The organism is Saliphagus sp. GCM10025317, assembly GCF_042663665.1.
Lineage (GTDB): Archaea > Halobacteriota > Halobacteria > Halobacteriales > Natrialbaceae > Natronosalvus.
In genome coordinates this window covers 93,537-105,364 of sequence record NZ_JBHTAQ010000005.1, presented here as the reverse complement: position 1 = coordinate 105,364, position 11,828 = coordinate 93,537, and the positions used below count along the sequence as shown (strand labels likewise).

12 protein-coding genes are annotated in these 11,828 nt (G+C 65.3%); 5 read left to right on the top strand and 7 right to left on the bottom strand.

Annotated elements, in window-relative coordinates; genetic code table 11:
- Window positions 1-24 precede the first annotated feature (24 nt).
- From ACFQS4_RS02670 to lipA, 4 genes are all read right to left on the bottom strand, one after another.
- A complete protein-coding gene (locus tag ACFQS4_RS02670; RefSeq protein WP_497902167.1) occupies window positions 25-792 on the bottom strand; it encodes a hypothetical protein in 768 nt (255 codons plus the stop codon).
- Window positions 793-1,056: 264 nt separating this feature from the next.
- The gene (locus ACFQS4_RS02665) at window positions 1,057-2,043 is read right to left on the bottom strand and encodes an alpha-ketoacid dehydrogenase subunit beta (RefSeq protein WP_497902166.1); all 987 of its coding nucleotides are present in this window, start codon (window positions 2,041-2,043) and stop codon (window positions 1,057-1,059) included.
- Window position 2,044: 1 nt separating this feature from the next.
- Complete coding sequence (pdhA, locus tag ACFQS4_RS02660) at window positions 2,045-3,154, bottom strand: pyruvate dehydrogenase (acetyl-transferring) E1 component subunit alpha (RefSeq protein ID WP_497902165.1); 1,110 nt, start codon at window positions 3,152-3,154, stop codon at window positions 2,045-2,047.
- A 310-nt stretch (window positions 3,155-3,464) separates the two neighbouring features.
- Window positions 3,465-4,421: a lipoyl synthase gene (gene lipA / locus ACFQS4_RS02655; RefSeq protein WP_497902164.1), complete on the bottom strand. Its 957-nt coding sequence runs from the start codon at window positions 4,419-4,421 to the stop codon at window positions 3,465-3,467.
- Between the two features lie 137 nt (window positions 4,422-4,558).
- Between lipA and ACFQS4_RS02650 the strand changes: the two genes are divergently transcribed.
- Window positions 4,559-5,962 (top strand): MATE family efflux transporter, encoded by a 1,404-nt coding sequence (locus tag ACFQS4_RS02650; RefSeq protein ID WP_497902163.1) that lies wholly within the window; start codon window positions 4,559-4,561, stop codon window positions 5,960-5,962.
- A gap of 99 nt (window positions 5,963-6,061) precedes the next feature.
- Here the strand turns inward: ACFQS4_RS02650 and ACFQS4_RS02645 are convergent, their stop codons facing one another.
- Both ACFQS4_RS02645 and ACFQS4_RS02640 read right to left on the bottom strand, forming a co-directional pair.
- Entirely contained in the window at window positions 6,062-6,670 is a 609-nt protein-coding gene (locus ACFQS4_RS02645; protein WP_497902162.1) for a DJ-1/PfpI family protein, read from the bottom strand.
- A 102-nt stretch (window positions 6,671-6,772) separates the two neighbouring features.
- Window positions 6,773-6,940 carry a DUF1059 domain-containing protein gene (locus tag ACFQS4_RS02640; RefSeq protein WP_497902161.1) on the bottom strand — a complete coding sequence of 56 codons (168 nt, stop codon included), beginning with the start codon at window positions 6,938-6,940 and terminating at the stop codon, window positions 6,773-6,775.
- A gap of 177 nt (window positions 6,941-7,117) precedes the next feature.
- Between ACFQS4_RS02640 and ACFQS4_RS02635 the strand changes: the two genes are divergently transcribed.
- The 4 genes from ACFQS4_RS02635 (at window position 7,118) to ACFQS4_RS02620 (ending at window position 11,225) form a co-directional block, all read left to right on the top strand.
- Entirely contained in the window at window positions 7,118-8,875 is a 1,758-nt protein-coding gene (locus tag ACFQS4_RS02635) for an excinuclease ABC subunit C (protein WP_497902160.1), read from the top strand.
- A gap of 102 nt (window positions 8,876-8,977) precedes the next feature.
- Window positions 8,978-9,487 carry a GNAT family N-acetyltransferase gene (locus tag ACFQS4_RS02630; protein WP_497902159.1) on the top strand — a complete coding sequence of 170 codons (510 nt, stop codon included), beginning with the start codon at window positions 8,978-8,980 and terminating at the stop codon, window positions 9,485-9,487.
- A 76-nt stretch (window positions 9,488-9,563) separates the two neighbouring features.
- The gene (locus ACFQS4_RS02625) at window positions 9,564-9,857 is read left to right on the top strand and encodes an SUI1 family translation initiation factor (protein ID WP_254158939.1); all 294 of its coding nucleotides are present in this window, start codon (window positions 9,564-9,566) and stop codon (window positions 9,855-9,857) included.
- Between the two features lie 183 nt (window positions 9,858-10,040).
- A complete protein-coding gene (locus tag ACFQS4_RS02620) occupies window positions 10,041-11,225 on the top strand; it encodes an MFS transporter (RefSeq protein WP_497902158.1) in 1,185 nt (394 codons plus the stop codon).
- Between the two features lie 104 nt (window positions 11,226-11,329).
- Here the strand turns inward: ACFQS4_RS02620 and ACFQS4_RS02615 are convergent, their stop codons facing one another.
- Window positions 11,330-11,794, bottom strand: a complete 465-nt coding sequence (locus ACFQS4_RS02615; protein WP_497902157.1) for a DUF8593 domain-containing protein — start codon at window positions 11,792-11,794, stop codon at window positions 11,330-11,332.
- Between the last annotated feature and the right edge of the window lie 34 nt (window positions 11,795-11,828).

Here is an 11,828-nt window from a genome sequence, read left to right as displayed (position 1 = left end):
AACGGATTGTGACGGGGAGTTCGACTACAATCGCCGGCGACGCGCCAGCAACCCGGCTATCAGAAGCAGGGCGAAAATCGCCACTGCCGGTGATCGTTCGAGGGAATCGTCACTCTCTGCAGCGACGTCGCCACGGTACAGGACAATCTCGGGCGCCGGATCGTCGCCGATCGTCCAGACGTAGATCTGCTGTGCGTGCGTCACAGTGTCGGCCTTATCCCGATTGACGGTCCAGTTCTCCCACCGTTCGGCGGGTACCGCGACCCGGAACTCGTCGCCCGACTCGAGTGCAGCAGCGAACCCGGGCCCGATCCGGATGCGATCATCGTCAGTCGTCGGGATGTCAGTCCACTGGACGCTGTAGCGGATCGTTATGGTTTCCGCGTCGTCGCCTCGGGGAACCGAGTAGCCTCTCCTGGGGTGCTCGACCGCGTCGGAATCGAGGTCGTTGGCAGCCATCGCGTCCTGAACGATTTCCTCGCCACGGAACCACGCTATGTCCAGCGTTTCGTTGCGCGCTCGCTGGAGTTCTGCAGTCGATCTCGCCTCGTAGCTGATCTCAACGCGGACTTGAGCGGCGTCCGGTGCTTTCGGGGTAATTTTGACCACGTACGTTGCATTCTCGGGTGGCTCTCCATGGCCGTCCCCACTTTGACCGCCGACCGCAGGTGATTCGTCCGGCGATGCGGCGATGGCATGACCGGACGCGAATCCGAGCACGATCAGGGCAACGACGAGCACACCGATACAGACGAGTGCGTACTCGAGGGGGCGACGGTGTCGATCTTTCATTCGTATAGGATCCCACCTAGTAACTTTCTGTCTTGGTGTTGGTTTTTGTGACCAACAGAAGATCTCATCTTGTATAGATTATCTATCGTTCATTTAAGTGTTGTTGGAAAATGTCGTCAATTAGACGGAGTACGGTCTAAATTACCGTAGCAAATCGAACGAAGAGGTGAGTGAAGCCGATTGATCAGTTCATAGCCCGCCTCGAAACCAATCCAGACCGACGCAGTCGGCGTTCCTGAACGCACAGGGTCGCTTCCGGCGACCCTAAAAATCCATCGCGTCCCGAATTCCCGTCTCGATGCGGGCCGGTTCGGGCAAGTAGTAGTCCTCGAGCGCGTACAGCGGGAACGGCGTGTCGAAGCCGCTGATGCGCTGGATCGGCGCCTCCTGGTACATCAGGGCCTCCTCCTGGATGGTCGCCGCAATCTCGGCGCCCATGCCGTTCGTCTTCGGCGCCTCGTGGACGACCGCACCGCGGCCGGTCTTCTTGAACGACTCGACGATGGTGTCGATGTCCAGCGGGGAGACCGTCCGGAGGTCGACGACCTCGACGTCGATTTCGCCCTCGAGGTTCTCGGCGGCCTCGAGCGTCGGGCGGGTCATCGCGCCGTAGGTGAACACCGAAATGTCGGACCCCTCGCGGCGAACGGCCGCCTCGCCGATCGGGACCTCGTAGGACTCGTTTGGCACTTCTTCGCGGAATGCCCGGTAGATGAGCTTGGGCTCGAGGAAGATGACCGGATCGGGCGAGCGAATCGCACTCGTGAGCAGTCCCTTCGTGTCGTATGGCGTCGACGGGATGACCACCTTGAGGCCGGGCTGGTGGACGAACATCGCTTCGCTCGATTCGGAGTGGTGTTCAGGCGCTCGGATCCCGCCGCCGTAGGGCGCACGAATGACCATCGGACAGGTGAAGCGACCGCGCGAGCGCGTTCGCAGGCGCGCGGCGTGGGAGACGATCTGGTCGAAGGCGGGGTAGATGAACCCGAGGAACTGCATCTCGGGGACGGGCCGGAGCCCGTAGGCAGCCATGCCGATGGCCGTCCCGACGATGCCCGACTCGGCGAGTGGCGTGTCGATGACCCGGTCCTCGCCGAACTCGTCGTAGAGCCCTTCCGTCGCGCGGAAGACCCCGCCGTTCTTCCCGACGTCCTCGCCCATGACGACGACGTCTTCGTCCCGTTCCATCTCCTGACGCAGTCCGTCGCGGACCGCCTGTACCAGCGTGAGGTTTTCAGATTCTGCTGCCATGTTAGTCCTCCAGTAGCGCGTCGTCTCCGTACTGTTCGCGAATCCGTTCGAACCACTCGCGTTGTTCCGCGAGCCGTCGCGGCATCTCGGCGTAGACCTTCGAGAAGATTTCCTCGGGGTCCGGCCGCTCGACGGCTTCGGCGGCGTCGATCGCGTCCGCCACCGCGTCGGTGACGCGCTCTTCGATCGCGTCAGCGCGCTCATCGTCGAGCATCCCGTGCTCGCGCAGGAAGGTCTCCATGCGCGGGATCGGATCCTTCTGTTTCCAGCGTTCGACTTCCTCGTCGTCGCGGTAGACCGAAGGGTCGTCGGCGGTGGTGTGGGCCCCGAAGCGGTACTGGACCGCCTCGATGAGCGTCGGGCGGAGTTCACCCTCGCCCGGATTCTTGGCCTTCTGGACGGCCTCGCGGGTGACCTTGTAGACAGCCAGCGGGTCCATTCCGTCGACCTGGACGCCCTCGAACCCGTAGGCGCTGGCCTTCTGGGCGATGGTGTCGCTCGCAGTCTGGCGCTCTCGAGGCACCGAGATGGCCCACTGATTGTTGTTACAGAAGAAGACGGCCGGCGCGTCGAAGACCCCCGCGAAGTTCAGCCCTTCGTGGAAGTCGCCCTCGCTCGTGGCGCCGTCGCCGAAGTAACAGAGGAACGCCTTCTCCTCGCCGCGCAGTCTGGAGGCCCAGGCGGCCCCGGTGGCGTGGGGAATCTGGGTCGCGATTGGGACGGCGACCGTGAAGATATTCTGCTCTTCGGGAACCGCGTTGCCCTCCTCGTGGCCCATCCAGTAGAGCAGCGTCTGTTTCAACGAGAGGCCGCGGACGAGCGCCGCGCCGTGCTCGCGGTAACTCGGGAAGAGCCAGTCCTCGTCGTCCAGGGCGTGGGCACTTCCGATCTGGGCGCCCTCCTGGCCCGACAGCGGCGGGTACGTCCCCATGCGACCCTGTCGCTGGAGACTCACCGCCCGCTGGTCGAAGTGGCGGGCGAGTTTCATCTGCTCGTAGAGCTCGAGGAACTCGGATTCGTCGAGATCCGGTACCTCGACGCCCTCGAGGACGCGACCATCGTCGTCGAGTACCTGTACTCGATCACTAGGGTCGTGCTGTAGCGTGCTCACGGGTATACCCACCTTCGCATACCCTAATGGTCTATCGCTCACGTTAAAGGAGTTTCGTAAATAATTTACTATCAGCACGATTCTTGCCATTGATTACCAAAGTTCGCCGTTGTTTTCGGATGAGGCCGACCAAGCGTCCAAATAAACGCGAGAAATGGCGAGAATAGTTTGGAGTATCACGGATTATGTCCACGTTACTGGACGGATGTTCGTCGGTCATGTGGGTTCCAGGAGCGAACCGCCCGTGCGGCGGCCCGGTACGATATCGAAACGCGTCTGAAAGGTGATGGAATCGCGGGCGAAAGACCGCTCAGTTCGACGCGGGGCTCTGACGAGCGCTCGCTCGAGCGTCCTCGACGCTCTTGCCCTCCCGAAGCACAGCGTCGACGAACAGTTCGCCGGCCTTGTACGACGAGCGAACCATCGGCCCGCTGGCACAGTAAAGAAATCCAAGTTCCTCCTCGGCGACCCGTCGCCAGGTCTCGTACTTGTCCGGGTGGTCGTAGCGCTTGACCTCGAGGTGGCTCAACGACGGCTGGAGGTACTGACCCAGCGTGACGATGTCGACCCCGCGTTCGCGGAGGTCGGCCAGCGTCTGGTAGACCTCGTGGTCGTACTCGCCGTGGCCGAGCATTATCGAGGTCTTGGTGTAAATGTCCGACTCGCGTTCGACCTGCTCGAGCACGCCCAGGCTCTGTTCGTATCCTGCACGACGGTCCCGGACGGGGAACTGCAGACGCTCGACGGTCTCAACGTTGTGGGCGATGACGTCCGGCTGGGCGTCGATGATCTTTCGGACGAGGCGTTCCTCGCCCTGGAAGTCGGGGATGAGGACCTCGACGAGGACGCCCGGGTGGCGCTTTTTTATTTCGCGAATCGTCCTGGCGAAGTGACCGGCGCCCTGGTCGGGGAGGTCGTCGCGGTCGACGCTCGTCAGGACGACGTAGTCGAGGCCGATCTCGGCGATGGCCTTCCCCACGTTTTCGGGTTCGTCCGGATCGAGCGGTTCCATCCCGCCGGTTTCGACGTCACAGAAGTTACACCCGCGCGAGCAGCGATGGCCCATCAGCATGAACGTCGCCGTGCCGCCGCTGTCCGATTCGCCCGTTCCGTTTCGGCCGCTCCAGCACTCGCCCAGGTTCGGGCAGTTCGCCTCCTCACAGACGGTGTTGAGGTCGTGCTCGCGCAGCGTCTCCTTGATCCCGGTGAACTCCCGGCCCGACGGCGGCCGCATCTTCAGCCAGTCGGGCTTTCGCGAGCGACTCATACCTGATGCTGGACGGCGATGGTGAAAAGTCGTGGTGGTTCTCGTCGAAATTCGATCGCCGTTCCGTTGAGACAATGCACCAACGTGAATGAACAGTTATATTACGCCCCGTGTGCCAATGTAACAGGTCACTGACGATGCTATCCGCTTCGCGTGAGGAAATTTCGAACGGCTCTCTCCCGAAAGTCCTCCTCGTACTCGCCGCGCCGCTGCTCGTCCAGAACCTCGTCCACGTCGCCAACCAGGTGATCGACGTCTTCTGGCTCGGTCGACTGGAGCTCGGCGGTGACGCCATCGCAGCCGTCGGGTTGAACTTCCCGATTATCGCCCTGCTGTTCACCGTGGCCATCGGCATTTCGGTGGGCACGCAGGTCGTCGTCGCCCAGCGCGTCGGAAGCGAGAACCTCGAGGGGGCCCGTCGCGTCGCCGTCACCGGCACCGTTGTCGGTCTGATCGGTGGAACGATCCTCGGCATCGTCGCGTTCGTCTTCGCCCGCGACGTCATGGGGCTGTTCGCGGCCGAACCCCAAGTCATCGAGGCCGCCGCCGCTTACCTCGCAGTCATTGCACTCGGCATTCCGCTCGCGACCGCCAGCGACGCCCTCGAGTCGGGGTTCGTCGGCTGGGGCGACGCGCGGGCAGCGCTATACATCAACGTCGCCACCGTCGTCGTCAACGTCGCTCTCGACCCGTTCCTCATCTTCGGCTGGTGGGTGTTCCCCGAACTGGGCGTCGAGGGAGCGGCCGCCGCCACCGCCATCGGGTACGCCGCGGGCTTTTTCTTCGCGGTCGGCCTCGCCGTCTACGGCCGGGACGGCTTTCGAATCAGGCTCAGCAACATCGGCTTCGACCTCGAGGACGCCCGCGAAATCGTTGACGTCGGCTGGCCGAATGCCGGCCAGTACGTCGCGAGCCAGTCCGTCCGCGTGTTGATGGTCGCCATCGTCGCCGTCGCCGGCGGATCGGCCGCCGTCGCCGCCTACGCTATCGGCGCCCGGGTCGCCTCCATCGCCTTCATCCCCGCCCAGGGCCTCCAGCAGGCCGCCCAGAGCGTCATCGGGCAGAACCTCGGTGCCGAGAATCCAGGACGGGCGACCAGGACGACCTGGGTTGGCGTCGCCATCGCCGCGGGTGCCCTCACCGTCGTCGGCGCCGTCCAATGGCTCGTTCCCGAGACGTTGACGACGGTGTTCGTACCCGACGCGACGCCCGAAGAGGTCGCCCACACCGTCGCATACCTCGAGATCCTCGCCTACGGCTACTGGGCCATCGGCGCGAACTACCTGCTGATGGCTGGGTTCAACGGCGCCCGCCGGACACGGACGAGTTTCGTCGCCACGCTCTGTCAGTACTGGGCCGTTCGCCTCCCGGTCGCCGCTCTCGGGATTTACGTCCTCGGCATGGACGCGACTGCCGCCTTCTGGGCCGTGACCATCTCGAACGTCGTCGTCGCCGTCGGACTGGGACTGTACTACTGGTACGAGACCGGCTCCGGGATGAATCAGCGCGCGGTCGACGTCGCCGCCTCGAGCACCGATTGATCGGCTTTCATTTTCCAGCGTTTGCTCGAGCGTTCGGTCCTCGAGTCTGCGCTCAAGTCGTTCAGTCGCTCCAGACCCGTGCAGCCGCCCCAGCCCCGTTTAACGTGCGACCACCTCGCCCCGGCGCTCGTGTTCCATCTCGTCTGTGACCGCCGCCGCGACCGCCTCGCCGAACTCGCGCTCGAGGAACCACAGCGCCAGGTCGATTCCCGACGTGACGCCGCCCGCGGTCAACACGTCGCCGTCGTCGACGACGCGCGCCGAGCGCACGTCCGCGACCGCCTCCAGGGCCTCGAGAGCAACCCGGTGCGTGACGGCGGGCCGACCGTCCAGCAGGCCCGCGTCGGCGAGCACCATCGCGCCCGTACAGACCGACGCGACGACGGCGCCCTCGGCGTGACGGTCGGCGACGGCCTCCGGAAGCCGACGCTCGTCGATTATACGACTGACGCCCCCGTCGTCGCTCGTCCAGCCCCCGCCCGGGACGACGAGTACGTCTGGATCGCCCAGGACGTCGTCGGGTTCGACGCGCAGGCCGTGGCTGGCTCGAACCCGGTCAACGGGGTCGAGGGTGACGAGTTTCGTCTCGAGAGGCGCACCGGCACGAGCGCCGTTCTGAAAGACCTCGAAGGGACCGATGGCGTCGAGTTCGTCGAAGCCGGGGAAGATGACGATTTCGACGGTGGTCGTGGATTCGGCGTCGGACATGTGCTCGAGGAGGGTCCTCGAGACGAAGCGTGTTTCGCGTTCCGGATGACGAAATGCCGACTCTTTCCGCCTCGAGCCGACGATAAAAGGACGGTCGTCCGCCTATACGTCGTGCATCAGCCCCTGGACGTCGTCTCGAGACACGGACTTGTCGTGCGTCCGCTCGGCGTGTTGCTGGACGAGATCGACCATCTCGTCTTCGTTTTCGTCCCGGATGACGAAGTCACAGTCCTCGAACCCCGCGTCTTTGCATTGTACCTCTTTAACCATAGGAATCACTCGCCTCGTGCCGGCAGGGATTTCCACACCATCGACCGCAATAACGGTTGTCGGAGGCGGGAATGACAGTCACTCGGAGCGAAGACTCCGGACCATCCGACGAACGCGGCGGCGCCGTCCGGGGACGGTACACTGAAACCCCTCGCCCCGCTAGAGGCGTCGATAGCGATGGACGCCGAGACGCTTCGCGAGCGAGCGGCCGACCTCCCTCGAGAGCCCGGCGTCTACCAGTTCCGCGACCGTGACGGCGAAACGACCCTCTACGTCGGCAAGGCCGTCGACCTCCGCTCACGGGTGCGCTCGTATGCAGACCCGCGGAGTGCCCGCATTCGCCGGATGGTCGACCGCGCCGACGACCTCGAGATCGCCGTCACCGACACCGAGACCCAGGCGCTGTTGCTCGAGGCCAACCTGATCAAGCGTCACCAGCCCCGGTACAACGTCCGGCTGAAGGACGACAAGTCCTACCCGATGGTCCAGCTCACGGCCCACGAGGCCCCGAGAATCGAAATTACTCGAGATCCGGCAGAGGCCGCGACCGTCTTCGGCCCGTTCACGAACAAGGGCCGGCTCGAGACCGTCGTCAAAGCGCTGCGGGAAATCTACGGTCTGCGTGGCTGCTCGGACAACAAGTACGCGGGCCGCGACCGGCCCTGCCTCGACTACGAGATGGGGCTCTGCAGCGCCCCCTGTACCCGCGAGATCGACCTCGAGAGCTACCGCGAGGACGTGCAGTCGGCCGTCCGCTTCTTCGAGGGCGAGACGGGCGTGCTCACGGACCCCCTCCGGCGGGGGATGGAGACCGCCGCTGAGAGCCAGCAGTTCGAGCGCGCCGCACACCTCCGAGACCGCCTCGAGACCGTCGAGGCGTTCCACGGGGACGCCGACGACGCCGTCCAGTCGATGGGTGAGGGCCAGGAACACCTCGTCGACGTCGTCGGCGTCGCGATTCGCGGCGAGGACGCGACCGTCGCCCGCCTGCGCTCCGACCACGGCAAACTGGTCGACCGCGACCGCCACACCCTCGAAGCACCCGCGACCGACGAGGGAGCCAAGAGCGCCGTCCCTGCCGTCCTCGCGGCCTTCCTGGTCCAGTACTACGCCGAGCGACAGCTGCCGGACGCGCTGTTGCTCCCCGAGCGCCACGGCGACCCGGAGGTGGCCGCCTGGCTCGAGGCCGAGGGCGTGGCCGTCCGCGTGCCGGGCGCCGGTCGCGAGGCGAAACTCGTCGAACTGGCGCTGAAGAACGCCCGTCAGAACGTCGGCCGACGGGACGAGTGCGGCATGCTCGCCGACGCGCTGGGTCTCGAGCGCGCCAGGCGCCTCGAGGGGTTCGACGTGAGCCATGCCCAGGGCTCGTCGGCGGTCGGCAGCAACGTCGCGTTCGACGACGGAAGCGCCGACAAGTCGGGCTACCGTCGGAAGAAGCTCACCGACGAGAACGACGACTACGCCAACATGCGCCGACTCGTCACCTGGCGCGCCGAGCGAGCCCTCGACGGGCGGGACGACCGGCCTAACCCAGACCTGCTGGTGATCGACGGGGGTCGAGGACAGCTGGAAGCAGCGCTCGAGGCCCTGGAGGAGGTGGGCTGGGACGTCCCCGCCATCGGGCTGGCGAAAGCCGAGGAGCGCGTCGTCACGCCCGACCGGGAGTACGACTGGCCGCGGGACGCCCCGCACCTCCACCTGCTCCAGCGGGTGCGCGACGAGGCCCACCGCTTCGCCGTCCAGTATCACCAGACGCTCCGCGACGAAGTCTCGACTGTACTCGACGACGTCCCGGGAATCGGGCCGGAGACGCGAAAGCGACTGCTGGGACGGTTCGGCAGCGTCGAAAACGTCCGGGCGGCGAGCCTCGAGGATCTCCAGAGCGTCCCCGGCGTGGGCGAACGGACAGCGCAGACGGTGAAGGAGCGGCTGTGAGCGTAAACGGCCAAGGAGCGGCTATGTGCGGTTCGCAACTGTACGACGTCTCGACCTCGAACCTCCGACCACCTCTTTGGTACTCGATGACGTGGGTCGCGTATGGACACCGACATTCGCCCGGCCACGGCAGACGACCGCGAGGCCATCCGCGAACTCGCCCGTGAAACCTGGCACGACACGTACACGGAACTCGAACCCGACGTAATCGACGAGACCGTCGACGCCTGGTACAGCGACGAGGAACTCGAGCGCGCTCTCTCGACGCCCGGCACGACGATGCTGGTCGCCGAAGCGGGTGAAGAAGCGGGTAGGGAAGCGGGAATCGTGGGTGTCGCCCACGGCGTCGTCCAGGAGGACGAGGGCGACGTCCTCCGACTGTACGTCCACCCCGACCACCAGCGCGAGGGTATCGGCACGGCCCTCCACGAGCGCCTCCGCGAGAACCTCGAGGACTTCAACATGCGCCGTATGCGGGCAATCGACCTCGCGTCGAACGTCGACGGACGAGCGTTCTACGAGGATCTGGGGTTCGAGAAGTCTGGAGAGGGGACGGTCGACATTGGCGGCGAGTCCCGTCGGGAGGTCGTCTACACGCTCGATCTCGAGTGACGTCTCGTTCCCTCGAGTGACAGTCAATTCGGGCGAGAGACAACGCTTTGGCACTCGAAGCCGTAGCACACCTACTGTGTCAAACGACGACCTCGACGACCTGCTCGACGAACTCGACTCCCACGACGACCTCACCGTCGCCGAACAGGTGCTCACGATCCGCCTCGAGAAGCGCCGATACGGGAAACCCGTCACGATTCTCGAGGGGTTCGACCTCTCGACGGCGGACCTGAAATCGACCGCGTCCGAACTCAAACAGGCGCTCGGAACCGGTGGTACCGTCGAGGAGGGCCGAATCGAGCTTCAGGGAGATCACCGCAGTCGACTCCCGCCGCTCCTTCGCGAGCGCGGGTTCCAGGTCCAGGAGTAGCGCTCACACATTTTTGTCGTCGAGCACGATCGGTCGCTCGACTGCCGCAACCGACGCGTTCTTTGGGACACCGACTCGAGAATAACCCGACACTCGAGCGCGTCGGGTTCCCACGGAGAGAACGGCAGCTAGCCACCCGCAGCCTCGAGGCGAAACTGACGACGAACGACGAAACTGACGACGATGGACCTGCTGAATCGATGGCGCTACCGGGAGACCGTCCTCGCGCTCTGTACGCTCGCCTTCTTCGCGACGATGGTCGCCCGCCTGGTGATCAGCCCGGTCGTCCCCGACGTCACCGACGCCTTCGGCGTCTCGAACTTCGTCGTCGGCATCGCGCTCACCGGCCTCTGGATGACCTACTTTCTCGCGCAATTCCCCAGCGGCATCCTCGCCGACCGCTTCGGCGAACGACCCGTCATCTTGGTCGCCGTCGGCGGCACGGCCGTCACGAGCCTCCTCATCGCCGTCTCCCCCGCGTTTCCGATCTTCCTGCTTGCGACGCTCGTACTCGGCGCCGTCGCGGGCCTCCATTACAGCGTCGCGACGACGCTCCTGACACGAACTTACGACAACATCGGCTCCGCCATCGGCGTCCACAACGGCGGCGGCCCGCTCGCCGGCCTCGTCGCCCCGGCGCTGGCCGCCTGGATCGCCGTCGTCCTCGGCTGGCGCTACGCCATCGCCCTCGGTGTCGTCGCCGCCGTCCCCATCTTCGTCCTGTTCTCCCGCTACGTCGAACCGACCGAGCCACGCCGCCCCGATCAGCCGATGCGCGACCGGTTCGAACTCGAGCCGTTGCTCGAGGTGCTCTCGCGTCCGTCCATCGCGTTTACCGTCTGCCTCGCGATCCTCGCGGCGTTCGTCTGGCAGGCGCTGTCGTCGTTCCTGCCCACCTTTCTGATCGAACACCGCGGTCACTCCCAGACCCTCGCCGGCATCGTCTTCTCGGCGTACTTCGTCGTGCAGGCGATCACCCAGGTCGGCGTCGGCGCCATCTCCGACCGCTACGGCCGCGACCTCGCCGCCGCCGGCTGCATGGTGCTCGGCTCGAGCGGTCTCCTGCTGTTCGTCTTCGGCCTCGGTTTTCCATCGATCGTCCTCGCCGTCCTGCTCGTCGGAACGGGCCTGGGCTGGGGGGCCGCTCTGCTTCCCCGGATCATGGACAACCTCACCGACGAGGAGCGCGGGGCCGGCTTCGGCCTCGTCCGGACCGTCTACGGTGTCGTCGGCTCGCTCGGCTCCGTCGCGACCGGCCTCTTCGCCGACGTTCTCGGCTGGGGCGTCGCTTTCACGATCCTGGCCGGTTTCCTGGTCGTCGTCCTCTTCGCGCTCGTCACGAATCGAGCCCTCGGCCTGGGGTATTGACCTGACTGGTCCCTCGAGAGGAGGCTCTCCAGGGCATCTATCAGTTCGGTTTGTTTGCTATAGAAAAGAGAGTTTTGTCGAGCTACGGAACCGAAGCGACGGAATCAGTGTTCCTCGTTCAGTTCGCGCTCCTTCGTGACCGTCTGGTCGCCCTCCGGCGGAGCGTCCTCAATGTCCGCGGGACGAGACGCGCCCGAATCCTCGGTTTTCGCCGTGTCGGTCTCGGCGCCGCCCTCGGTCTCGCCGTCGCCCGCCTCCTGATCGTCCCAGGACGGGCCCTCGCTCGAGGGGAACGCCTCGAGTCGGATCGTCTCCTCTACCGCCCGGACGTCGCTCTCGTGGAGCGGGACGGCGTCCTGAGGGTCGGACGACCAGCCGAGGGCCGCCCTGAGCGAATCGACGACGCCCGGTTCCGGTTCGACGAACGCAGTATCGTCCTCGACCGAAACGACGACGCCGACAGCCATTCCCTCGTCGTTTTCGACCGTCTTGCCGACGTCGTCAGCCGTGAAGGTGGCGCACATACACTGGGCTAGCCCCGCCTCGAGCGAATAGTGTGGTGCCTGCATCGGCTGGCAGGTCCGGGAGGGTCGTTCGAGCGTA